This is a genomic window from Bifidobacterium reuteri DSM 23975 (assembly GCF_000741695.1).
In the GTDB taxonomy this organism is placed as follows: domain Bacteria; phylum Actinomycetota; class Actinomycetes; order Actinomycetales; family Bifidobacteriaceae; genus Bifidobacterium; species Bifidobacterium reuteri.
Map to the genome: position 1 here is coordinate 172,125 of NZ_JGZK01000006.1, position 24,312 is coordinate 196,436.

Annotated in this window: 23 protein-coding genes; 18 read left to right on the forward strand and 5 right to left on the reverse strand. The window is 60.9% G+C overall.

The window, feature by feature from the left end:
• The first annotated feature begins 4 nt into the window (after positions 1-4).
• The 3 genes from BREU_RS07375 (at position 5) to BREU_RS07380 (ending at position 2,097) form a co-directional block, all read left to right on the forward strand.
• Positions 5-1,051, forward strand: a complete 1,047-nt coding sequence (locus BREU_RS07375) for an HAD-IIA family hydrolase (protein ID WP_044088716.1) — start codon at positions 5-7, stop codon at positions 1,049-1,051.
• Positions 1,048-1,224 carry a hypothetical protein gene (locus tag BREU_RS12165; protein WP_169740245.1) on the forward strand — a complete coding sequence of 59 codons (177 nt, stop codon included), beginning with the start codon at positions 1,048-1,050 and terminating at the stop codon, positions 1,222-1,224. Before BREU_RS07375 ends, BREU_RS12165 begins: the two co-directional genes overlap by 4 nt.
• A gap of 81 nt (positions 1,225-1,305) precedes the next feature.
• The gene (locus BREU_RS07380) at positions 1,306-2,097 is read left to right on the forward strand and encodes a TlyA family RNA methyltransferase (RefSeq protein ID WP_044088577.1); all 792 of its coding nucleotides are present in this window, start codon (positions 1,306-1,308) and stop codon (positions 2,095-2,097) included.
• Positions 2,098-2,129: 32 nt separating this feature from the next.
• Here the strand turns inward: BREU_RS07380 and BREU_RS07385 are convergent, their stop codons facing one another.
• The 3 genes from BREU_RS07385 to BREU_RS07395 form a co-directional block, all read right to left on the reverse strand.
• Positions 2,130-2,807, reverse strand: coding sequence for a bactofilin family protein (locus tag BREU_RS07385; RefSeq protein ID WP_044088576.1), 678 nt, complete (start codon positions 2,805-2,807; stop codon positions 2,130-2,132).
• A gap of 173 nt (positions 2,808-2,980) precedes the next feature.
• Positions 2,981-3,643 carry a potassium channel family protein gene (locus BREU_RS07390; protein WP_044088575.1) on the reverse strand — a complete coding sequence of 221 codons (663 nt, stop codon included), beginning with the start codon at positions 3,641-3,643 and terminating at the stop codon, positions 2,981-2,983.
• Positions 3,644-3,706: 63 nt separating this feature from the next.
• The gene (locus BREU_RS07395; protein WP_044088574.1) at positions 3,707-5,185 is read right to left on the reverse strand and encodes a TrkH family potassium uptake protein; all 1,479 of its coding nucleotides are present in this window, start codon (positions 5,183-5,185) and stop codon (positions 3,707-3,709) included.
• A gap of 182 nt (positions 5,186-5,367) precedes the next feature.
• Between BREU_RS07395 and BREU_RS07400 the strand changes: the two genes are divergently transcribed.
• Genes BREU_RS07400 through BREU_RS07410 form a run of 3 tightly spaced genes read left to right on the forward strand, consistent with a single transcriptional unit; the run spans position 5,368 to position 8,794 of the window.
• The gene (locus BREU_RS07400; RefSeq protein ID WP_044088715.1) at positions 5,368-6,363 is read left to right on the forward strand and encodes an NAD kinase; all 996 of its coding nucleotides are present in this window, start codon (positions 5,368-5,370) and stop codon (positions 6,361-6,363) included.
• Positions 6,363-8,126: a DNA repair protein RecN gene (gene recN, locus BREU_RS07405; protein WP_044088572.1), complete on the forward strand. Its 1,764-nt coding sequence runs from the start codon at positions 6,363-6,365 to the stop codon at positions 8,124-8,126. Before BREU_RS07400 ends, recN begins: the two co-directional genes overlap by 1 nt.
• 8 nt (positions 8,127-8,134) lie before the next feature.
• Positions 8,135-8,794 (forward strand): HAD family hydrolase, encoded by a 660-nt coding sequence (locus BREU_RS07410; RefSeq protein ID WP_044088571.1) that lies wholly within the window; start codon positions 8,135-8,137, stop codon positions 8,792-8,794.
• Positions 8,795-8,862: 68 nt separating this feature from the next.
• On the opposite strand, the gene BREU_RS07415 is transcribed toward BREU_RS07410, so the two are convergent.
• Positions 8,863-9,483, reverse strand: a complete 621-nt coding sequence (locus BREU_RS07415) for a GNAT family N-acetyltransferase (protein WP_081886606.1) — start codon at positions 9,481-9,483, stop codon at positions 8,863-8,865.
• Positions 9,484-9,729: 246 nt separating this feature from the next.
• Here BREU_RS07415 and BREU_RS07420 point away from each other — a divergent pair, with 246 nt between their 5' ends.
• From BREU_RS07420 to BREU_RS07455, 8 genes are all read left to right on the forward strand, one after another.
• Complete coding sequence (locus BREU_RS07420; protein WP_044088570.1) at positions 9,730-11,781, forward strand: cation:proton antiporter; 2,052 nt, start codon at positions 9,730-9,732, stop codon at positions 11,779-11,781.
• 110 nt (positions 11,782-11,891) lie between these two features.
• Positions 11,892-13,013 carry an ABC transporter ATP-binding protein gene (locus BREU_RS07425; RefSeq protein ID WP_202962224.1) on the forward strand — a complete coding sequence of 374 codons (1,122 nt, stop codon included), beginning with the start codon at positions 11,892-11,894 and terminating at the stop codon, positions 13,011-13,013.
• On the forward strand, positions 13,013-13,822 hold the full coding sequence (locus BREU_RS07430) for an ABC transporter permease (protein WP_044088569.1): 810 nt from the start codon (positions 13,013-13,015) through the stop codon (positions 13,820-13,822). Before BREU_RS07425 ends, BREU_RS07430 begins: the two co-directional genes overlap by 1 nt.
• Before the next feature lie 12 nt (positions 13,823-13,834).
• Positions 13,835-14,665 (forward strand): ABC transporter permease subunit, encoded by an 831-nt coding sequence (locus BREU_RS07435; protein ID WP_044088568.1) that lies wholly within the window; start codon positions 13,835-13,837, stop codon positions 14,663-14,665.
• Between the two features lie 425 nt (positions 14,666-15,090).
• Positions 15,091-15,465, forward strand: a complete 375-nt coding sequence (locus tag BREU_RS07440) for a GntR family transcriptional regulator (protein WP_044088567.1) — start codon at positions 15,091-15,093, stop codon at positions 15,463-15,465.
• A gap of 45 nt (positions 15,466-15,510) precedes the next feature.
• On the forward strand, positions 15,511-16,434 hold the full coding sequence (locus BREU_RS07445) for an ABC transporter ATP-binding protein (RefSeq protein WP_414133021.1): 924 nt from the start codon (positions 15,511-15,513) through the stop codon (positions 16,432-16,434).
• Entirely contained in the window at positions 16,434-17,150 is a 717-nt protein-coding gene (locus tag BREU_RS07450) for an ABC-2 transporter permease (RefSeq protein WP_044088564.1), read from the forward strand. Before BREU_RS07445 ends, BREU_RS07450 begins: the two co-directional genes overlap by 1 nt.
• 5 nt (positions 17,151-17,155) lie before the next feature.
• Complete coding sequence (locus BREU_RS07455; protein WP_044088712.1) at positions 17,156-17,893, forward strand: ABC-2 transporter permease; 738 nt, start codon at positions 17,156-17,158, stop codon at positions 17,891-17,893.
• A 297-nt stretch (positions 17,894-18,190) separates the two neighbouring features.
• Here the strand turns inward: BREU_RS07455 and thrC are convergent, their stop codons facing one another.
• Positions 18,191-19,681 (reverse strand): threonine synthase, encoded by a 1,491-nt coding sequence (gene thrC, locus BREU_RS07460; protein WP_044088563.1) that lies wholly within the window; start codon positions 19,679-19,681, stop codon positions 18,191-18,193.
• Positions 19,682-20,037: 356 nt separating this feature from the next.
• Here thrC and glyA point away from each other — a divergent pair, with 356 nt between their 5' ends.
• The 4 genes from glyA (at position 20,038) to nadD (ending at position 24,211) form a co-directional block, all read left to right on the forward strand.
• Positions 20,038-21,345: a serine hydroxymethyltransferase gene (glyA, locus tag BREU_RS07465; RefSeq protein WP_044088562.1), complete on the forward strand. Its 1,308-nt coding sequence runs from the start codon at positions 20,038-20,040 to the stop codon at positions 21,343-21,345.
• A gap of 195 nt (positions 21,346-21,540) precedes the next feature.
• Entirely contained in the window at positions 21,541-22,926 is a 1,386-nt protein-coding gene (locus BREU_RS07470) for a glutamate-5-semialdehyde dehydrogenase (RefSeq protein ID WP_258184886.1), read from the forward strand.
• Positions 22,927-22,946: 20 nt separating this feature from the next.
• On the forward strand, positions 22,947-23,492 hold the full coding sequence (locus tag BREU_RS07475) for a hypothetical protein (RefSeq protein ID WP_044088710.1): 546 nt from the start codon (positions 22,947-22,949) through the stop codon (positions 23,490-23,492).
• A gap of 56 nt (positions 23,493-23,548) precedes the next feature.
• Positions 23,549-24,211, forward strand: coding sequence for a nicotinate-nucleotide adenylyltransferase (nadD, locus tag BREU_RS07480; protein WP_375137533.1), 663 nt, complete (start codon positions 23,549-23,551; stop codon positions 24,209-24,211).
• Positions 24,212-24,312 lie beyond the last annotated feature (101 nt).

Consider the following 24,312-nt stretch of genomic DNA (forward strand, 5'->3'; position numbering starts at 1 on the left):
GACCATGACACGCTTCCTCAAAGGCACCGATCGGCCCTTGGCACAGGCATACCAGCTGGCGTTGCTTGACTTGGACGGTGTGGTATATCGAGGCAAGAATCCGGTCGAGTATGCCGCCGATTCCATTCGTGCCGCAGAACAGGCCGGCATGACCATCGAATACACCACCAACAACTCTTCGCGATTCCAGCACGTGGTGGCCGACCAGCTCAAGGGCTTCGGTCTGGATGTGGAACCGTGGCAGGTCATCACCTCGTCCGTGGTCGCGGCCCGTATGGTGGCGAAGGCCTTGCCGGAGGGGGCGCGTGTACAGGTATTGGGCGCCGAACATTTGCGTGAGGAGGTTCGGCATAACGGCCTGACCATCGTGGACGGGCCGGAAGCCCATCCCGAGGCGGTCATCCAAGGATGGTATCCGCAGATGACCTGGCAGATGATGGCCGATGCCGCATTCGCCGTGGAGGCCGGCGCCGCGTATTTTGTAACCAATCGCGATCTGACCATTCCGCGCGAACTGGGCATCGCGCCGGGTTGTGGCTCGATGATCAACGCGGTCGTCACCGCCACGGGCGTGGAGCCCGTGGCATCGGCCGGCAAGCCGGAATCATACATGTATGACGAGGCACGCGAACTCAATGCGGCGGAAGGTCATGACCTGGTCCCCAAGGAGTCCTCGCTCGCCATAGGCGATCGTCTCGATACGGATATCGAAGCCGGCAACCGTGGCGGTTACGATTCCCTGGCGGTCCTCACCGGCGTCACCAACCCCACGGAACTGATGCTCGCTCCGGCCCACCTGCGTCCTACATTCGTTGCGCAGGACCTGCGTGAACTGGCCAACATCCAGCCTGAACCGGTTCGTGCCGAAGACGGTACTTGGGAATGCCGCAACGCCTGCGCCTGGTTCGAGAATGGTGCCGTGCACGCAAGCGACACCACCAGTATGGATGCATTACGTGCGGCCATGTGCGCGGCATGGGAAGCCGAGGACAAGGGCGCGATGCTCGAGCCGAGCACCGTGCCTGCATTCGAGTTCAGGCGAGGGCAATGAACGGGCCGTCCAACGACACGGATGAGGGTACGGATACGAAGGATGACGCGCCGATTGTGCAACGGTATCCCGAGCTTGCCGACATCGATCGATTGAGCGATGACCGCAAGCTCGAGGTGTACCGTTCGGTGCTCGAATCACTGCAGCGCGAACTTGACTCCAGCCGCGAGTAACGGCCGCGGAACAAAGGAGCAAAAGAATCGTATCGGCTGGATCGCTGACTGCCGCTGGCGGAAGCGGTGAAAGGATGAGCTATGGTCACGCAGCCCATTGACCCTGCGACGCCGCTTGATCGTCTTGACATGATGCTGGTGGCTTCCGGGCTGGTCGAATCACGCGCCAAGGCGCAGCGACTCATCAAGGGCGGTCATGTACGTGTCGATGGCATGACGGTCACCAAACCGTCGTATATGGTCAAAGCCGGACATGAGGAACTCGCCGTAGACAAAGGTGACGACTACGTCTCCCGTGGCGCGTACAAGTTGCTGGGCGCGTTCCAGGCCTTTGCGGCCCAAGGACTTACTGGTCCCCGTGGCCTGCGTTGCCTGGACATCGGTGCCTCCACCGGAGGGTTCACCGATGTGCTGTTGCGTGGGGGAGCCGCCGCAGTCGTGGCGCTTGATGTCGGCCACGGACAGCTCGACCCCCGCATATCCGCCGATGCCCGCGTTACGGAGATGAGCGGCGTCAACATTCGTGACGTCGAGGCAGATGATCTGCCATGGCGTCCCCAGATGATCGTATCCGATGTCTCGTTCATCTCACTGACCTATGTGATCCCGGTGATCGCCCGCATAGCCGCACCGGATGCCCATGTGGTGCTTCTGGTCAAACCGCAGTTTGAAGTCGGCCGCACCGGTCTGGGCAAGAACGGCATCGTCGAAGACCCGGCATTGCGCAAGCAGGCGCTCGATACGGTCGTCGATTGCGCCAATCGCCATAGGCTTGCCGTGAGGGCCACCGCCGACAGCCCCATCGAAGGTACGCACGGCAATGCCGAATACCTGCTGTATGCGGTTGCAGGCAATGGTCCGCGACCGTTATAAGTCGGCAGGCATAGCGCATGGCGCGAATGGAGTCAGGAGACAGCCCTGAGATGGGTTCTCCGGCAGGCTCCGGTCAGCAGCAGCACGCTTGATGTGCGGTCTATGCCCAACGAAGTCGAACAGGCGGCACTTTCCACGGAAGTGCCGTTCCTCAGCGTCGCGGTGTCAACCGTCATCGTTCTGCATGTCAGCCGTGAAGCATCCACATTGCTGACACTGATGGCGTCCGCGTGGCTGCGTGCCTGATAATCCGGCATACCGAACCTCGAGAACATGGTGCTGTGCAGAGGACGGACGGTGAAGGAACGGCCATCGATGTCGTTGCCATGCAGCACGCCGCTGAGTTGCATCTCATCGGCGGTGATGCGATGCGCATTGCTGAGAGTGCCGGTCATCTCCATATTTCCGGAGCAGTAGATGTTGCCGTCGGAAACCAGGCTGCCGGTCAATTGGATGCTGTCACAGACGATATCGCCTTTGACCTCGAGCGTCCCGCATCCGGCTATGCGTTTGACACGTATTTTGCCTGAACATCGCACTACGCCTTTGTTGATGATGAGGTTCTCACCTTGGATGTTCGGTGCCTGCAGGCTCCCTTCCACCATCGTGGTGCGGAATCTGACCGCGTCGGCGAATGTGGCGTTATGCTCCACATCGATGAGGTCGTAGTCGCCGTTGTGTATCAATGAGCAGTCCGTGGACTTATGCATGGTAATACCCCCTTCCGGGACTCTCAGGGTTCAGCCTAGGCGCAGATTACCTGGCCGGGGAGCCGATGTCCGCAGAGTAGCGGGGGTATGTGCGAACAGGGGGTGTTCTTATGGTTGCCGATTTTCTGAGGGATTGATGCGGTCCGCCTCGCTAGTGGTTTGTCTTTCACGCATCATCCCTGAATGAAGTGGTCGATCTGGTCCTGCTTGCCCATGATGATGAGTTCGTCATTGCGGTGCATGACCAATTCCCGTGAGCCGTATTGGAACTCCTTGCCGGGGGCCTTGATGCCCACCACGGTCACACCGTATTTGTCATGCACCTGCACTTCCTCGATGGAGCGTCCGACCGCATAGAGCGGCGTGTGGATCTTCACGACCGTGTACGGGCCATCGATCTCGATGTAATCCAGGTAATTGCCGGCCACCAGATGTCCTACACGTTTGCCGGCGTCGGTCTCCGCGTTGATGATGTGCCGTGCGCCGATGCGCTGCAGGATGCGGGCGTGCTCCTGGGACACGGATTTCGCCCATAGGTCGGAGATGCCCGCGTCGAGCAGGTTGCCGGTGATGATCACGGACGCTTCGATGCTGTCGCCTATGGCCACGACAGCGGTGTCGAATTGTGCCGCGTCGATTTGCTCGATGGCCATCACATCAGTCATATCGGCCTGGATGGTGGGAAGATGGGCGGACCAGCGCGCCACGATCTCGGGGTTCTTGTCCACCGCCAGCACATCCTGTCCCATGGCATCCAGCGTGGATGCCACAGCCCCGCCGAATCGTCCGAGACCGATGACCAGTACGCTTTTGCCGCTGTTCGATTTTGATGCCATGATGACCCTTTCCTGAAATGTCAATGGTAGTTGGATTGGACGTATGCATGTGGATTGGATGTGTCAGCCGACGATGATGTTCTCCTGCGGATATCGGATGGGCTCCGGCGCCATCGGCCTGCTGATGGAATAGGCGATGGTCAACGGGCCGAGCCGTCCGACGATCATCTCAGCCGAGAGTATGAACAGGCTCGCCGGATTGCCGGCGCTTGCCACGCCGACCGAATACCCGCCCAGCGAGAACGCCGAGGACGCTTCGAATATGGCGTCCACGAAATCGCACCCGGTGACGAACATCAGCGCCACGGCACCGATCAATACCAGCGCGGAGCACGCCGTGGTCACCGATACGGCTGTCATCTGGATGCGTCGGGGGATGCGTCGCCGGAACACGGTCACATCCCTATGGCCGGTGAACGACGCCGCGCAGATCAGCACGATCACCGCGAACGTGGTCACGCGTATGCCTCCTGCGGTGGAGGATGAGCCGGCGCCGATGAACATGAGCAGGCTCATGAACACCTTGGTCTCATTGCTGACATCCGGCACCCAGGAGATGTCGAATCCGGCCGAGCGAGGCATGACGGCGGCGGACAGGGCCCGGCGCAGCTTCATGCTTGCGTCGTCGGCGGGAAACAGTGTGGCGTTGTCCCATTCGACCGCCAGAAACCAGATCAGGGAGGCCACGACCAGTATCGCAGTGGTGGCCAGAGTGAGTTTGGTGTGCAACGTCCAACGCTTCGGACTGATGCGCCGGTATGCGCATTGCACGACATTCAGGACCACGGGGAAGCCGAGGGTGCCGACGAATGCGCTGAGCAGAATGGGCAGTCCCACGCCCCAACGGTTGATATGCAGTCCGGTGGCGTCCGGCGTGAATCCTGTGTTGTTATACGCGGACACTGCGTAGAACAGGGCCTGCCAGAGAGTGCGGCCGACCTGTCCGTTGTTGATGCGGAACAATTCTGGCAAGAGGAGCGCGAAGGTGAGCACCTCCGCGATGACGAACGTGCCGATGGCCACGGACAGCACGCTTTTGATTTCCGAAAGCTTGGTGGTGCCCAGTTCGCTGGCGGTGAGGATGCGTTGGGAGACCTTGAGTCTGCGGGATGCGCCGAGCGCCACCATGGATGCGAAGGTCATCACGCCGAGGCCGCCGAACTGAATGGACAACAGGATGACCACCTGCCCGAACATGGACCAGTATTCGCCGGTGTTCACCACCGGAATGCCGCAGGTGGACAACGCGGAGACGGCGGTGAAGAACGCTACGGGGAAGTTGGTGAACACCCAGCTCCGGGTGGAGATCGGCAGCAGCAACAAGCCGGTGACCACCACGATAAGCACGAGGAAGTAGAGGATGGACAGCCGTCCGGGATGATTCAGCAGCCGATCGGTCAGACTGATGCGGCGGATACGGCGTGCCTTGCGCATGCCCTCCTTGTCCCGCTCATTCGCGCCAGTCGAAAAGTTGGCGAACCACCAGGACAGGCCTTGCGAGGATTTCCGGTTGAGGAAGGATTCATCGAAGTCGTTGGACATGGTTCCCGTGCTTCCTCAAACTGCTCGTCGTCACTGGTTCATCCGCCGCGGCTGGAAGGCGAATCAGGGCCATTGTAGGACGTTTTGCCGGGATATGCGATTCCCAATGGCGTGCATGGCGGTTAGGATGGTCAATGGTGCAGTGCGAATGCGATGCATCAGCCGGCGAACAGGAGGATGGCATGGCCAAGCGCAATGCGGTTGTGGTGACGCATACCAGGCTCAGGCAGTCCGGGACCGTGGTGTCCGAAGCGGTCAGCCAGCTTCGTGTGGCAGGGTTTGCGGTCTCCATCATCGACAACACGGAAGCACCGGATTTCGGCGTGCAGCCGCCGTGCGTGCCGGATGATACGGAGATAGTGGTGGTTCTGGGAGGCGACGGCACCATTCTGAGGGCCGCGGAACTGGTGCATTGCACGCAGGTGCCTATTCTCGGCGTGAACATGGGGCATGTGGGATTCCTCGCCGAATTCGAGAGCTTCCAGATCGATGAGGCTATTCGCAGGGTCGCCGAGCATGATTACTCCATTGACGAACGCATGATCGCCCATGTCGATGTCTGGCTGCCTGGCGCCAGCGCCCCGCTCGAGGATTGGGCGCTGAACGACATCACCCTTGAGCGGGCCGATCGCGGCAAGATGGTGGAACTGTCCATCCAGGTGGATGGCGTCGAGATGAACTCGTTCGGCGCCGATGGAGTGATCGTCTCCACGCCCACCGGTTCCACGGCGTATGCGTTCTCGGCAGGGGGTCCGGTCATATGGCCGAACGTCAAGGCATTGCAGCTGATTCCATTGGCCGCACATGCCCTGTTCGCCCGTCCGCTAATCATCGGTGCCGGCTCCACATTCACCATTGATATTCTGGACGAATCGATGTCCGAAGGCTGGATCTGCTGCGATGGCCGCAGGCAACGCGCGCTGCCGCAGGGGACCCGTGTGATCGTCCGCGAATCGCGTGACACGCTACGTCTGGCACGGCTGTCGGGTGTGCCGTTCACCAACCGTCTGGTTTCCAAATTCGATCTTCCGGTAGTCGGGTGGCGCGAGCATGCACGTGCGGAATCCACAGGCCAGGCCACGGAGCATCATCCCGGTACCGCCGCATCCGGTACCGTCGCATCCGGTACCACCGCATCGTCAGCTGAGGCCATGCGACCCGGCGAGGTGGCCCGCTGATGCTGGAGGAACTCGATATCCGCAATCTTGGCCCCATCCACGAGGCCACCATCACACCGGCGTCGGGCATGACCGCCATCACCGGCGAGACCGGTGCCGGCAAATCCATGCTGTTGTCAGCATTGAGCCTCATTTCCGGAGGACCGGCGGATGCCGGTCGCGTGACCGTCGGCGCCGACGAGGCCTGGGCGCAGGGCATCTTCGCCGTCGCCGATGATGCAGTCGCTGCGGGCGTGGCGCACGAGGCCGGTGTGGATGTGGAAGACGGGGAACTGTTCCTTGCCCGTACCGTCAAGGCGGCCGGCAGGTCGCGTGCGGTACTCGGCGGCAAAAGCGTGCCCAAATCCGTGCTTGCGAACGTCGCCTCCGCATTGGTCACCATCCATGGCCAGGCCGAGCAGCTCAACATCGCATCGGCGTCGCGGCAGCGGGAGTTCCTCGACCATGCATCGGACGACGGGGAACAGCTGGAGGCCTACCATGCGGCATGGCGCGCATTGCGTGACATGGATGACCGGTTGGAGCGTCTGCGCTCCCAGGAATCCTCGGCGCGTCAGCGCGCAGACTATCTGCGTGAATCGGTGGGGCGCATCAACGAGGTCGACCCGCACCCCGGTGAGGACGAGGACCTCAAGGTCAAACGCGACCGGATTGAAAACGCGGCGGATATCGCCGAAGGCGTATCGCACGCGCTCGCGGCGTTGGATTCGTCGCAATTGGAATTCGACGCCTCCACCGAGACCACCGGTGCGTCCGACCTGCTGTTGCAAGCCGCCCAGGCGTTGCGTGGCATCCATGCAGCCGGCGAATTCCAGGAGCTCGCCGACCGTCTCGAATCGTTGAACGCCGAACTGCAGGATGTGGTATTCGCCTTGTCCAAACATCTTGATGAGGACTTCGGCGATGCGGATCTCGACACATTGAACGCCCGCATCCATGAACTCTCAGAGTTGACCCGCAGATGGGGGCCCACGTTGGCGGATGTCCTCGAATGGCGGGACAAGGCATCATTCGAAATCGAGGATCTGGACGCCTCGCCGGAAAAGATCGCCGAACTCGAAGCCGAGCGCGAAGGCCTGTATCGCAAGGCCGTGGCAGCGGCGGATGAGCTCACCGAGGCGAGGTCCAGGGCTGCGGCGACACTTGCGGGCAAGGTCACCGCCGAGTTGGAGTCCTTGGCCATGCCCGGAGCGTCATTGGAGATCCGGGTGACGCGCCGAAGCGGCGAATCTGAAGACGCGCTGGACGCCAATGGCGGCGATGACATCGCCTTCCTGTTCACTCCATATGAGGGGTCCGCCCAATTGCCGATGGGCAAAAGCGCCTCAGGCGGTGAACTGAGCCGTCTGATGCTCGCGTTGGAGCTGTCTGCCGCGGATATGCATGCCGGTGAATCGTCGCAGGGCCAGCAGGATGCGGAATCCGGCATGACCTTCATCTTCGATGAGGTGGATGCCGGTGTGGGCGGCAAGGCGGCAGTCGAACTCGGCAGACGGCTGGCCCGTCTGGCGCGTACGTCGCAGGTCATCGTCGTCACGCATCTGGCTCAAGTGGCTTCCTGGGCGGACAGTCAGTTTGTGGTGACGAAGATTCCGCCGGATGCCGATGACGATGCCGTGGGTGTGATTACGACGGTGCAGCAGGTGCGGGATGATGCCCGTATCCGGGAGGTGGCACGCATGCTGTCTGGTTCGGAATCCGAAGCGTCGCTCGACCATGCGCGCGAGCTGCTGGCCGATTCTCGCTTGAATGCCGGTGAGTGAGGAGCAAGATGGTAGTGAGTCCCGTCAAAGCCGCCATTTTCGATCTGGATGGCACGTTGCTTGATTCCATGGGCGTGTGGAACCAGATCGACATCGATTTTTTGGGTAGGCGGGGCATCGCCGTGCCTGATGACTATATGTCCACTGTGGCGTCGATGCAGTTCAGGCAGATTGCCGAATACACCATCGCACGGTTTGCATTGCAGGAGACGCCCGAACAGGTCATGGCCGAATGGGATGAGATGGCGCACGCCGCCTACGCCACCCAGGTCATGCCGAAAGCTGGGGCCATCGCTTATCTCAACGAGCTGAAACGATCCGGTGTGAAGCTCGGCGTGGCTACGACGCTATTGCCGAAACTGCGTGAAGCGGCACTCGCACATCTCGGTATCGCTGAATGCTTCGATGCCGTGGTTTCGGTGGACGATGCAGGTGGCGTGGGCAAAAGCAAGCCGGACGTATACCTGCTGGCCGCCCGTCGTCTGGGTGCAGAACCCTCTGATTGCATAGTGTTCGAGGATCTTCTGGTCGGCATTCGTTCGGCCAAGTCGGCGGGCATGCGTGTGTGGGCCATGTATGATGATTCGTCAAGCGCGGATTGGCCCGAAATCGAACGCCTCGCCGACGGTGCCCTCCATGACTTCCATGAAGCCCCGCGCAACTGGTGATGCCGCTGCGTGGGACTTCACTAAAGCGAACACGGAGCAAACACGGTGGATTCTGATCTGAAGAGGATTCAGAAGACCGAGAGCAGGTCGGCGGAACGATTCGATGCGAACCGCTGCCGTTCCAACTCCTCGCCTTCCCGGCGCTCCACCTCTTCGGAGGATATGCGCTGCAGCAGCACCTCCACGGGTGCGCGGTAGGTCACTTCATCGAACGAATGTCCATCGCGTTCCACGGCGTCGCTGCGACGGGAAACCTCCTTCAGCCCGAAGGATTCCGCCATATGGCGTGCACGCAGGTTGAACGACCATACGTTGACGGTGATCGTTGACGCGCGCAACTGCTCGACCGCGAGTGTGATGCCGAGCTTCATCGCCTGATTGCCGAAGCCCAAACCCTGATAATAAGGACCGATGAGCAGGGCCATCGTCGCGTCGCGTTCCGGATCCGTGCAGCCCCAGGCGGCGAGGTGGCCGATGGGCTGGCCGTGCTGGTCGAGCACGGTGCGACCGAACTGATGGTCGTCGTCCGTATCGCTGGCATTGTGGAACAATGTATCGATCTGACCGTTGGTCAATGTTTCCAAGGTGTTTCGGCATGCGTCAGCTATGGTGTCTGTATTCCACCAGATCTCGAAATACCGGTAGTCATCGGGTTCGGTGATGCGCAATGTAACGGCGTTGTCGGGCATGGCTGCTCCCTTCCATCTGCATTATAGGCATGGAGGATGTTACGGCTTATCGCAGCGGCGGGATTCGGCTGCGTTGTTCGTCTGAAGTTCATCCAAGCTGCTTTGCCATGAGGCCATGCATGAGAAAATCGTTAGGGAAACGCCGTCGTGCGCAGAGAAAGCCGTATGTCTTTCGTAAGGGATGGTTGCGGCGTGAGGTCGGCTGATTACATTCAATTCCATATAGACTGGGGGAAGGCGGCAACGATGGAGAACGCGATACTGGTCACGGAGATTCTGTTCGCGATTCTCATCTCCTCGTTCCTGAGCCGGTTCCTGCCGAAGATCTCCACGCCGCTCATCCAGATAGCCTTCGGCGTCGCATGGTATTTCACCCCTGGATTGCGCAACATCCAGTTCGAGCCGGACATGTTCATGCTGCTGTTCATCGTCCCGCTGTTCTACCTTGAGGCGCGCAACATCGACCGCAAGGCGCTGCGCAAGGACCTGAGCCTCTCGTTGTCTCTGGCGGTGGGCCTGGTCATGGTCACGATGGCGCTGAGCGGAGTGGCCCTGCATGAATTGTGGCCGGCCATTCCGATGATGGCGGCAGTGGCGATGGGCGCGATCATCAGCCCCACCGATGCGGTGTCCGTGGCGCAGCTGGGTGGCGTCGTCAAACTGACGCCGAGACAGCAGTCGGTGCTGCAAAGCGAAAGCCTGCTCAATGATCCCGTCAGCCTGGTCGGTTTCCAGACCATGCTGGTGGCGCTCGCCACGGGTCATTTCTCGCCTGCGGGGTTTGGCTGGCAGGTGCTGATGAGCTTCGTGCTGGGCACCCTGATCGGTGCCGTGGTGGGTTGGCTGTTCGACCGTCTGGTCCTGTTCATGCGCAAGCATAACTTCGAGGACGTCACCACGCGCATGCTGATGGAATGCTTCCTGCCGTTCGGCGTATACCTGCTCTCCGAACATGTGGGTATCTCCGGCCTGCTGGCCGTGGTGGCATGTGGCGTGGTCATCACGTTCCCCCGCACCGGCGTGGGCGGGGATGTGGCGCGCGTCAATCTGGTCTCGAACTCCGTATGGCATTTCGTGGACTTCACACTGAACGGCATGGTGTTCGTGCTGCTCGGTATCGAACTGCCGATCGCGATGCGTGCGATCTGGGATGATCCACGTGTCGATTTGGGAGCGATGATCGGTCTGGTGCTGTTGCTGACGCTGCTGACGTTGGTGCTTCGATTCATCTGGTGCGTGGGCACGTTGCGGTGGGCCAAGGATCTGGCCACGGGCAAGCGCCGCAAGATGACGCGTGAACGCTGGCATTCGGCGGTGGTGATGACCTTCGGCGGACCGAAGGGCGCGATTTCGCTGGCCATGGCGTTCTCGCTGCCGTATTCAGTGGACAATGGCGCCTCGGTGCCGGTGCGCAACATCATATTGTTCATCGTCTCCGGCTACATCGTGCTGTCCATCGTGATTTCGAATGTCATGCTTCCGTTGCTGTCGCCGAAGCCTGCCGACACGTCGAAGGAGGAGTGGGCCAAGCGCGATATCGAGATGCTGCGTCGCACCATCGCCAAGATTGTGGACAACGAGACGCCCGAGACCCATGCCGCCGTGACGCGCGTGCTCAAAAGCTATAATGACCGCATCGAACGTGTGGAGGCGAACATGCCGTCCGCGTCTCCTCGCGAGGCGAACGAGCTGCGGATCCGCACGCTCAGGTGGGAGAGGGACTGGCTCAACAAGGCGATTGCCACCCGTGAGAACGTCGTCAATCCCGATCAGGAGACCATCACCCAGCTCACAGGTGCACGCTACCTGCTCGAACATGTCGAAAGCGTGTTGGAGCGATTGACTCCTGAGGGGGGTTCCGGGCACGGGCTCAGATTCAATATGGCCAAATTGCGCCGTCGTTTCATGCCTGTCATCCGGCGGTTCTGGGAAGGCATCGCACGCCGCACGCCGGGTCTGGAAGCCGAGCGCACACGTGCAATCCGGGCGGTGCAGGTGCCGCTGTACAACGACATCATGGAACGGCTGCAGGATCTCATCCTCGACCATGTCTACGATGCCGAGCTGGTGGCCGAGCTGCTCATCGAATACCGCAGGGCGCTGAACCAGATCCTCGACAACTCCATGTCCCCTCTGCATGCGGCTGACAGCTCGAAGGTCGAGGCAGTGCGCGCCAATGCGCTGCGTATGGAGTTGGACACCATACGAGAAATGCTCGAGGCCAAGGAGATCACCCGTGAGGATGCTCGCCTGATGCGCTCGAACGTGTACCTCATGCAGGCCGAATCGGTGGTCTAGTGATGTGCGTGCGCATCCGGGGTCTGGCCGGCGCGCCCGCAGTGGAGCCGGGCACATGGTGATGTGTGATGACGGATGTGAGCGTATCCGAGAACAGATGAGGGGAGAGAATGATGATGACAGGGGCTGACAGGAGCGATGCAACTGCGCGCGACGGCCATGGCGGTGAACATGAGTCTGCGATTGTCACTCGTCATTTGACCAAACGTTACGGCAAAGCGAGAGGCATCACTGATGTGGACCTCGTCGTGAAGAGGGGAGAGATCTTCGGCTTCGTCGGTCCCAACGGCGCAGGCAAATCCACGACCATCCGTTGTCTGCTGGGCCTGATCCGTCCGACGAGCGGCTCTGCATCGATTTTCGGGCTCGACAGCATGCGCGACCGGGTGCGGATTCTCGAGAACGTGGGGTATCTGCCCAGCGAGGTGTTCTACTACGAGGGCATGCGCGCCCGCGACCTGCTCGCCTATGCTGCGAGTTTCTATCACAGGGACTGCTCCGCCCGCATCATTGAACTCGCGCAACGGCTTGACCTGAACCTCGACCAGAAGATTGAGGACATGTCGCTCGGCAACCGCAAAAAGGTCGGCATCGTGCAGGGACTGCTACATTCGCCGAAGCTGGTGATACTCGACGAGCCGACCAGCGGCCTTGACCCGTTGGCGCAACGCGCGTTCTTCGATCTCATCCGCGAAGAGAATCGCGAGCATGGCGTCACTGTGCTGTTCTCCTCACATATCCTTTCCGAAGTGCAGCGCATGTGCGACCGCGTGGCAATCATCCGCGAGGGCCGGATTGTGGCGGTGAAGGATGTCGCAGAGCTGCGCCGCTCGTCGGTCAAACGGGTGTCGCTGGTACTGGGTGGATGCGGTGCGCGCGCCGATGGCGATGACGGCACCCGATCGGTGGGCGTCCCCGGTGCGAGTCGAGATGAGCATGCTGATGCCGTGTCCGCCCGTATCGAGGAGATGCTGTCCGGCCTTCCGGGCGTGCGTTCGCTGACGGTGGGTGACAGCTCGTCCGAGGACGTGAGTTTCCTGTTCGAAGGCGACTGTAATGCACTGCTCGACACGCTCGCCGGTCTCGACCTCGCCGATGTATCGATCACCGAGCCGACGCTCGAAGAGGTGTTCATGCACTACTATCAGCCGGATGCGTCGGGGGAGTCTGAATCATCGGGCGTCGCGAGTGATGCGGATGTGTCGACGGCGCCGCGAGGGAAGCGGGACTGATGAACGTCTACCGTTTTGAGTTCGGTCGCCAGTTGCGCGGGTTTCTCGTAGGCGAGGCGGTGCTGCTGGGTGTTGCCGTGCTGCTCATGGTGGGAGCCTATCCGATCTATCGCGACGCCAAGGAGGCGGTCGAACAGGTGCTCGAGGGGTTCCCTCCGCAGTTCGCCGCGCTGTTCGGGGTCTCCGACGGCATGTTCTCCTTCGGTGGCTTCTACCGATTCTGCTCGCTGTATTTCATGCTCATCGTGGCGATTATGTCCTGTGCATGGGGATTGTCGGTATTCGGTCGCGAACGGCGTACCAAGTCGTCCGATTTCCTGTTTGTCATGCCGATTGGTCGGATGCGCCTGTATGCGGAGAAACTCGCCGTGTGCCTCACGATGGTAGCGGCCACTGGTGCGCTGTTCACGGCGGTCATGGCGATGATCTACCGGGGGTACGGCGATGACCCCACTGCGGCCTCCATCCCGTTGCCGAGGATATTGCTCGCCGCATGCTCGCTGGTCGGCGTGCAAATGGTATTCCTCGCATTCGGTGTACTCATCGCGGTGCTGTCACGGCGTGCCATCGGGGTCTCCGGCACGTCCACGATGGTCGGCATATTGGGGTTCGTGCTGGTCTCGCTGCCTGAAATGACCGGGGAGGACGGTTGGCGGCTTGTCTCCCCGTTCACCTGGTTCAATGTGGACGAGGCCTTGAACCATGGTCGTTATGAGGTCGGGTATTCGATGCTGGCGATGATCGTTGCCGCGGTTTGCTTGGCAGCCGCTGCGGTGGTGTACGCACACGCCGACGTGCGCAATAGGTGAGGGGGGCTGGCGATGAATATTCTGATTCGGGAATTGAAATCGAATGCCAAGCCACTGGTGATATGGAGCCTGGTCGTCATCCTGTTCAACGTGGCGGGCGTGATGAAGTTCGAAGGCATCGCCGGCGGCGATCCGCAATCCGTCCGCCAGCTGACCGAGGCATTCCCTAAGGTGGCGCTTGCGGTCATGGGCATCTCCGATTTGGATATGACGACATTTGCCGGATATTACGCGGTGCTGATGTTCTACGTGGGCATCATGGCTGCGGTGTATGCGGTCGCGCTTGCGGTCCATGCGGTGTCTCGCGAGATGATGGACGGCACCTATGAGTTCCTGTTCGTCCGTCCGGTGTCTCGGGCAGTCATCCTCACCTGCAAGCTGGTTGCGGCACTGATTGATGCCGTGATCTTCACGGTTGTCGATCTTGTCTCGGCTCTGTTGTGCCTGCCCATGCTGGATGGCTTGTCCGATGTGTCCGGCAGCGCGATGGTGATCGTCCGATTCGCCATATGGATGCTGGCGATGATGCTGGTGTTCGGCGCGCTCGCAGCCTGTGCGTGTGCCGTATGTTTGGGCGCGGAGCATGGCCTGGAACGCGGCTCTCTGATTGGCAACTCCGCCGTGGTGGTGGCCTATTGCGCGGGTGTGGCCTATGACATGTTCTCCGACCATGACGCGTCGGTGGTCGCCCGCGTACTGTCGCCCTTCCGGTATGCCACCCCGCAGGACGTGATCGACGGGCGGATCCCGGTGCCGTTCGCCATACTGGGCGTGGTGATTGTTGTGGTCTGTTTTGCGGTGTCTTATATCGCATTCCTTCGCCGTGACCTTACGTCCCGGTGACGTGCCTTCGGCTCCCCAGCCAGCTTTTCTGACACGCAGTTATGTATCCCTCCCTCCCTGCTGAGAGAGTCGGACAGGGTGGGTGGTGTCCCTTCGGCTCCCCTCTCTGAGGGGAGCTGGGCGGATGGGGTGGTCGCCGATCCGCAGGCGTGGGCATCCTCTCATCAGGAATGAAAAGCAGGTGTGGCGACCTGCCCCTTCGGCTCCCCTCTCTGAGGGGAGCTGTCAGCGGAGCTGACTGAGGGGAGCGGTTCGTCGCTATATCTCCCTGTTCTACCAAATCACCAACCGCTGCACTACTGTTCAACTGTTATGCAACACACCTTGACAGTTTTGCCAAACAGTTATACTGTTATATATAACAGCTGAACAACCGACGGGTGGGGAGGCTGGAACCCAATCAATAACCATCGAAAGGGGCATAGATGAAACTGATCATCTCATCCGTGTCCGGTGAACCGATCTACGAGCAGATCAAAACCCAGATCCGCACCGCCGTGCTGGATGGCGACCTCAAGGCCGGCGAGGCGTTGCCCTCGCTGCGCAAACTCGCCAAGGAACTGCGCATCTCCGTACTCACCGTCACCAGGGCGTACAACGAACTGGCCGACGAGGGCGTGGTGCAGAACATCCAAGGCAAGGGCACGTTCGTGATGGACAAGGGCAACGAGCTCATGAAACAGCAGCTCGAGGCCCAGGTTCGCACGAATCTCGCGGAGGCCAGCCGCGCCGCCAAGGCCGCAGACATGCCGCTGGAGCGGTTGGGGGAGATGCTCGTCGAAGAGTACCGAGCGAACTGATGCATACGCCTGATCGGCATATGCAATGCAACAGGCGAAAGGAGTATGGCGATGACCGCCTTCACACCGCAATCCACGCCGACGGCACTGTCCGTCACTGGCGTGACCAAGCATTACGATTCCGGCTTCACATTGGAGGACGTGACCTTCGACCTGCCGGCCGGATACATCATGGGTCTCATCGGTCCAAACGGCGCCGGCAAATCCACGCTCATCAAGCTCATCCTCAACATGATCCGCCGCGACGCCGGCGACATCCATGTGCTAGGTCTTGACAACCTTGAGGACGAGGAAGCCGTCAAGGAACAGCTGGGCGTGGTGTTCGACTCCAGTTATCTCTACGAGCAGTGGAAGGTGAAAGACGTAGAGAGGATCGTCGCACCGCTGTACCCCACGTGGAACCATGATCTGTACCAGCGTCGGCTTGTCGACTTCGGGCTTGCCGGCAAGGAAAACGGCAGCAAGCGCATCAAGTCGCTCTCCCGCGGCATGCAGATGAAGCTCATGCTCGCGATAGCCCTGAGCCATGACGCCAAGCTGCTCATCCTGGATGAGCCGACCAGCGGATTGGACGTGCTGGCCCGCGACGAGCTCATGGACCTGCTCCATGCCTATATCGAGGATGGCGAGCATTCGGTGCTCTTCTCCACGCATATCACCGCCGATCTTGAGCGCGCCGCCGACTTCATCACCTACATCACCGGTGGTCGGCTGTACTTCACCGGCCCCAAGGATGAGTTCGAGGAATCGTTCAAGCTGGTCAAAGGCGGTCCGGACGAACTCGCGCAGTTGCCGGCGGACATGGTGCTCGGCTCGCATGTCTATGAGACCGGCTTCGATGCACTGGTCCGTGGCGAGAACCTTGCGACAGTCATGCGGGCCGTGCCGGGGCTCGCCGTGGAACGTGCATCCATCGACGACATCATCCGCCTGACCAATACCCGCCATGACAACAAGGGGGTGCTGTGATGAGCAGCGTGGCTCGCGGCGCTCGTGCCGACATGCAATCCCGGGGACATGCGCTGATATCGGCGATGCGTCTTGATCTCGTCTACCTGTTCGCCGAAGGTGTCTTTCAATATCCACTCATCATCCTGATGCCGTTCGTGTTCCTCTTGGCGTTCCGGAACGACTTCGGGTATATGCTCAGCGTCTCGATGGAAACGTATTCGTTTGGCGCGCTGATCGTCACGATGGCGGTCGTCGATGTGCAGAGCGGCTATCGTCTGCGGGCGCTGATGCCGGTTGCTCGACATATCCAGGTGCTGTCGCGATATGTCTTGGGCTTGATGATGGCGTTGATCGCGTCCGTGATGGTTGCATTGCTCAATCTCGTGCAGTCGTTGGCGGTGTCTGACTGGTCGTTGGCGGCCAACATGCCGATGACAGTGGGCGCGCTGCTCATTGTGCTGGCCATCGTGACGATATGGATACCGCTCGGGTATCGTTCGAACAGCGTCAACGGATTGCAGGTAGGGCTTCTCGTGGTGTATGTCATATTCCTTGCGGTGCTCCTGATGTGGAGCGAGCTGCCGCACGGATTCACTGCCAGTGTGCTTGGCGTGTTCGCTGTTCTGGGCTCCCATGCGGTTCCGGTTGCTGTGGTGGGTTTGGCGATTGCGGTGGCGCTCTATGCGGTGTCCTATGCAATCAGTGCACGTATCTATCAACGGAAGGAATGGTGAGCATCATGGGCAAGGATGTTCTGGTCTCCCGACGGACTGTATGGCGGTCGTCATTGGCTCAGATGCGATTCGATGTCGCCCGTGGCTCGTCCGATTTGGGCTATGAGCTGGTCATGGGGGCAGTGCTCCTGTTCTCCGTAGTGGTCGGCGTGCTGGTGCGATTTGTCGGCATGGATGCCAGAATGGCTGGCGGGTTGATGGGCGGTATCACCGGGTTGGCCGTGGTGGCTGGATGGATGATGGCATTGGTTCCGTCCATGATGGAGGATCAGGACGGTCATCGCGCGATGGCGGGGCTTGTCCCGATTGCCCGCACGCCGCAGGTGGTCGGCAGGTTCCTGTATCTGCTGGCCTCGGCGGTGGCGTGGAGCGTGGAGGTGGTTGTGTGCCGCATCGTCTTCAACGTGCTTGCCGATGGCGTCGTGGATGGCATTGGAGTCGCCGCCGTAGCTGCGACAGTGTTCGCGATGTCGATGATTGTCGGGTCCGTCATGCTGGCCTGCACTTATCGGTTCGGCATCCGCCAGCTGATGATCGTGTTCGCCGTCATGATGGGCGCGCTGTATCTGCTGGCTGCGCTGGTCTCCTTCCTGCCGATTCCGTGGGAGCCGATTATCCTGACGGTCTTCGAGTTCCTGTCGGTGCCCTGGCGCAGCGTATTGGTCGGTGCGGCGTTCTGCTTCGCTGTATACGGCGTGTCCATGGGCATCGCCGTCCGCATCTTCAATGCCAAGGAGCTGTGACACCGTCGGTATATGCGTCGCCGGCTATGGCACAGGGTGGGAAACGGGTCGAAACATAACTAAACGACGATGTCGGGTTATGGTTCGACCCGTTCTGCATATATGAAACGGGTCGAAACATAACCCATTGTCGTGAAATACTTATGTTTCGTCCCATTACCGGACCGATGCAACGTTGATCGGATCTGTAGATCAGACCGTCGGCACGACGAAACAGGGGGTGATGGCAGGCAGCCATCACCCCCTGTTATGGTTCCCCAGAGTATTTCTATTCCCCAGAGGATGCCTGACGGAACGTTACAGCGATTCGGCGGCATTCGCCACGAAACGTTCCATGCCGTCGATCGGCACGACGCTCGCGAACCGCACTTCAGCGGTCTCCAGCCCGCGCAGGGCGGCCGGAGCGGTGGTGCCGGTCTCGCGGGAGAGCACGTCCATGCATTCGAAGTCGGTACCGGTGGCGTCGAAGCCCAACGCCTCGTTCACCACGCGCGGGAACTTGTAGGGGCTCGCGGTAGAGAGCAGCACGCGCGGGGTCAGCGGGTCGCGCGGCATCTGCTCAAGCAGGTAGTAGCCGCAGGCGGTGTGCGGGTCGATGACGTAGTGGTTCTCATCCCAGCAGTGTTTGATGGACTCGCGCACCTGATCTTCGTCGGCCCAGCCGGTACCGAAGATCTGGCGGATCTTGGCCAGCAGCTCCTCCGGAACCTCATACGTGCCCCACTTGTTGAGGTCGTTCATGAGCATGGCGATCAGTCGTGTATCACCCTCGGAGAAGTAATACAGCATGCGCTCGAGGTTCGAGGAGATGAGGATGTCCATCGACGGCGAGATCGTCTGGAAGAACGGGCGCTGACGGTTGTAGGTGCCGGTGGTGAGGAAGTCGAACAGCACGTTGTTCTTGTCGGAGGCCACCACGAGGTGCTTGACCGGCAGACCCAGCAGCTTGGCGTAGTAGCCGGCAAGGATATCGCCGAAGTTGCCGGTCGGAACCACGAACTCCACTTCGTCGCCCACATTGATGACCTGCTGCTCCAGCAGCTGCGCGTACGCGGAGAAGTAGTAGACGACCTGCGGCACCAGACGGCCCACGTTTATTGAGTTCGCGGAGGAGAGCACCACATGTGAGTCGGCGGCGAGCTTCTTGGCGAGCACTTTATCGCCGAAAATTCGCTTGACCGCGGACTGGGCGTCGTCGAAATTGCCCTCGACGGCGGCGACGTTCACATTCGAACCGGTCTGCGTGGTCATCTGCAGTTCCTGGACCTGGCTCACCTTGCCTTCCGGGTAGAAGACGGTGATGGCGGTGCCCGGGGCGTCCGCGAAACCGGCCAGCGCAGCCTTGCCGGTGTCGCCCGAGGTGGCGGTCAGGATCATGATCTTCTCGTCCGCATCGCCATCGGCCGGAGTGGTGTGAGCCATGAAACGCGGCAGAATCTGCAGCGCCACGTCCTTGAAGGCGGAGGTCGGACCGTTGAACAGTTCGAGGATATAGTCGTCGCCCAACGGCTTGAGCGGCGTGATGCGTTCGTCGGACCACTGCGGGCCATAGGCATCAGCGATGCACTGGTTCAGTTCTTCGGCGGTGAAGTCCGGCAGCAGCGCGCTCAGCACATCCGCGGCGATCTGCTGGTAGGTCTTGCCGGCCAGTTCGCCGATTTCCACCTTGGTCTTGCCCAGGTCGTCCGAGACGAACAGTCCGCCGTCATCGGCGATGCCCTTGCGAATCGCCTGCTTGGCGGTCAGCGAGTCGGTGGTGGAACGGGTGGAATGGAAGGTGGTAGCCACGGTTGAAATCCTTAGTCTGTGAATGACGAACGGCCTTATCGAGGGGTGAATCGAGTCCCCACCATTCTAGCGTCCGGCATGGGCGTAGGCGGTGCGACGTCTCGCATGACAGATTGTTCGACATGTCGTTCGACAGATCGGCATCGAAGACACGTTTCGCGAATCGGGGAGATGCGTGGTCAAGCCCATGCGGTCAAGTCCATATCTCGAGACGGCATGTCCCGTGGTTTTCTGCCAATCATCGGGAAAATTCGTTCGATTCGGCGTATGAAGGAAACAGCACGGCCACAAACACGTCGTACACTCGACGCCCAAACGGCATGCCAGTCGTTGCCCGCACCGACAAAGGAGCACAGATGACCGCTTCATCACTCGCCCAGACCCCAACCGATGTCTTCAACTCGCCCATAAGCGAGACCGATCCCGAGATCGCCGCACTGCTCGACGACGAACTGCATCGCCAGCAGGGCGGTCTGGAAATGATCGCATCAGAGAACTTCGTGCCGCGAGCCGTACTGCAATGCCAAGGTTCCGTGCTCACCAACAAGTACGCCGAGGGCTACCCCGGACGCCGCTACTACGGCGGCTGCGAATACGTGGACCAGATCGAGACCATCGCCCGGGAACGCGCGAAGGCCCTGTTCGGCGCCGAATACGCCAACGTGCAGCCGCACTCCGGCGCACAGGCCAACGCCGCCGTCTATCAGGCGCTCGTCAAGCCCGGCGACACCGTGCTCGGTCTTGCGCTTGACCATGGCGGCCATCTGACCCACGGCATGAAGATCAACTTCTCCGGTCGCTTCTACCACGCCGAAGCCTACGGTGTGAATCCCGAGACCTTCCGCATCGACCCGGAAATCATCCGCCATCGCGCGCTCGAAACCCACCCTGCCATGATCATCGGAGGCTGGTCCGCCTACCCGCGCATCGAGGACTTCAAGGCCATGAAGGAGATCGCCGACGAGGTCGGCGCCAAGTTCTGGGTCGACATGGCCCACTTCGCCGGTCTTGTCGCTGCGGGCCTGCATCCGAGCCCTGTGCCGTATGCGGACGTGGTCTCGTCGACGGCCCACAAGACGCTCGGCGGCCCGCGTTCCGGCTTCATCCTGGCCAAGCAGGAGTACGCCAAGAAACTCAACTCCTCGGTGTTCCCTGGCCAGCAGGGTGGCCCACTCATGCACGTGGTGGCAGGCAAGGCCGTGAGCTTCAAGGTCGCCGGCACCCCCGAGTTCAAGGACCGCATGCAGCGTACGCTTGACGGCGCGAAGATCCTCGCCGACCGTCTTCTCGCTGACGACGTCAAGGCGAACGGCATCACCGTGCTCACCGGCGGCACCGACGTGCATCTGGTCATGGTCGACCTGCGCAACTCCGAGATGGACGGCAAGCAGGGGGAGGACCTGCTCGCCGCCTGCGGCATCACCATCAACCGCAACACCGTGCCGTTCGACCCGCGTCCGGCCTCGGTCGCCTCGGGCCTTCGCATCGGCACCTCCGCGCTCGCCACGCGCGGTTTCGGGCCGAAGGAATACGAGGAGGTCGCCGACATCATCGGCACCGCGCTCGCCGCCGGCCCTTCCGCCGACGTGACCGCGCTCAAAGCCCGCGTGGACAAGCTCGTCGAGGACTTCCCGCTCTACCCGGACCTCGACCAGATCCACTGACCGATTCGCCGATCGGCCCCGCGCATCGACTCATGCGGCCGGTTTGATGCCGGATTGGAGCGGCGGCCCCTCGATAATGAGGAGCCGCCGTATTTGGTTGGATCGCCGGTATAAGTCAGGCTGCTCGTTGTGCAGAGCCTTTCCAGAGCTGACCTCCACGGATTGTATGCTAGCGGCGAGCATTAGGACCCATGTATGGACGCCGCTGCGGTCGCGCTATTATTTGTGCCGCAAAATCGAGTCGTGGCAAGAATTGCGCCGTGTTCTGAGCTACCCTTGACTGTTATGAGCGATGCTTTGAATCCGGAGATATTCCGCGCCGTCTGCGATCAGGCCGATCATGCCTCCCGCGCGCAGGAGGCGCTGGCCCGTGCGAACACCGAGTCCAAGAACGAACTGCTGCTCGCCATCGCCGATGCGCTTGACGAGCATGCCGGTGACATCGAAGCGGCGAACGGCCTCGATATGCTCGAAGCCAAGGAAAGCGGCATGGATGCAGGCAAGCTCGACCGCCTGCTGTTCAATGTGCCGCGGGTGGCCGCAGCCGCGCAAGGAGTACGGCATGTGGCCACGCTGCCTGATCCGGTGGGGCAGATCGTGCGGGGCTACAACCTGCCGAATGGATTGCGCCTGACGCAGACCCGCGTGCCGATGGGAGTCATCGGCATGATCTACGAAGCCCGGCCGAACGTCACCGTCGACGTGGCCAGCCTATGTCTGAAATCCGGCAACGCCGCGCTGCTCAGAGGCGGCCATGCGGCGGAACGCACCAATGCCGCCACGCTCAGTGTTATCGCCCCCGTACTGGAAGCGCATGGTTTCGATGCCGCCTTGGTTCAATCGGTCGACCAATACGGCCGGCCCGGCGCCACCGCCATGATGGAGGCGCGTGGCCATATCGATGTGTTGGTGCCGCGTGGCGGAGCGGGTCTGATTCAAGCGGTGGTACGGAACTCGAAAGTCCCCGTCATTGAGACCGGTGCCGGAAACGTGCACATCTACATCGACAGGTCCGGTGACCTCGCCAAGGCGATTCCCATCATTCTCAACGCCAAAACGCAGCGTGTCGGCGTATGCAATGCAGCCGAAAAACTGCTGGTGCACAAGGATGTGGCCGCCGAGTTCCTGCCCGCCATCGCCACGGCCCTTGCGCAGGCGAACGTGGTGCTGCAGGCGGATGCCGTCTCCTATGACATCATCGAAGGCGCCGCGATTGAAGGCGTCGCGCTCAACCACGCCACCGACGAGGATTGGGACACCGAATACCTGGCGCTCAAAATGGGCGTCAAAGTCGTGGACTCCCTTGATGATGCCATCGCGCATATCAACCGCCACTCCACGGGACACACCGAATCGATCATTGCCGAAGACTACGAAGCCATCGAGACCTTCACCAAGCGTATAGACTCGGCAGTGGTCATGGTCAACGCCTCCACCCGCTTTACCGACGGCGGCGTGTTCGGCTTCGGCGCCGAACTCGGCATCTCCACCCAGAAGATGCATGCCCGAGGGCCGATGGGATTGCAGGAGATGACCACCACCAAGTGGATCGGCTACGGAACAGGACAGGTGCGTGCATGAGCGAGAACGCCGAGAATACCATGAACGATGCCATTTCCGGCTCGAATGACGGTTCGAAGGCCGATGATTGGCAGATCGGGCTGAAGATCGCCGCAGAACGTCTGAGCATTGTACGCTACGTATTTCTGGTGCAGATCGAAGATGGCATAGCCTCCGCCGCTCAACGCGCCTCACTGGAATATGCCGATGCGGTGCTGATCGGGTGGCCCGAAATCGATTCGCCTGAAGTGGTCGAGCTCACCGAAGCCCAGGCGAAGGTGGTTCGCGAGCACATGGAGCTCATGGAGAGCTACATCGCCAAGTTCAGCCAGATGGAGCATGACGGCGACATCGATGGCATGACCGATACGCTGATCCGCATTACCGAACGCGTGGCGGAAGTGCGCAGACTGTATCAGCCGGAGTTTCCTCTCCCCACTTTCGCGGAGATTCGCCGCGTGGTGCAGGAGGAATGGGATGAGGACATGGGTAAGATCGATCCGCAGGAAAGCGATCCCACTGCAGACGAAATCGAACGGGAGACGGAAAGCGCCGATGATGCCTCAGGCGAAGGCGGTCAGGCATGAGCGGCAATGAACCCACCGATCTCATCGCGATTTCGCATGAGGAACAAACTCGGCGCATGTCGGATCTGTCCGACCGGTTCACCGGGACCCGTGGCCATGATCGGCTCTCCGCGCGTGGCAACTGGCACACCCGCCCTCGTATCGGCATCATGGGCGGAACGTTCGACCCGATTCACAACGGCCACTTGGTGGCGGCATCCGAAGTCGCATGGGTGTACGATCTGGACGAAGTGATCTTCGTGCCCACCGGCCGGCCCGTGTTCAAGCTCGACAAACATGTCACCAACGCCGAAGACCGGTATCTCATGACGGTCATCGCCACGGCATCGAACCCCAAATTCACCGTATCGCGGGTGGACATCGACCGGCCCGGCGTGACCTACACCATCGACACGCTGAAAGACATCCGCAGCCAACATCCCGATGCCGAACTGTTCTTCATCACCGGCGCCGACGCAGTGGCGGAGATCATGCAATGGAAGGATGCCGAACAGATGTGGGACCTCGCCCACTTCGTCGCCGTGACCCGTCCCGGGTACTCAAGCCCTGAAGGGGTGAGGCTGCCGGAAGGCAAAGTGGATACGTTGGAGATTCCCGCCTTGGCCATATCCTCGACCGACGTGCGTCGCCGCGCCGAGCATAACGAGCCGGTCTGGTACCTCGTGCCGGACGGCGTGGTCCAATACATCGGCAAACATGGCCTCTACTCGCGCGGTTAGTTTTCCGCTGCTCTTCCTCAAATGACAATGAAACCGCTACCGCCTTGTGCGGTCCATCCTGGGAGTCCTTCTCTGAAGGGAGCTCCCGAGCGGTACGCGGC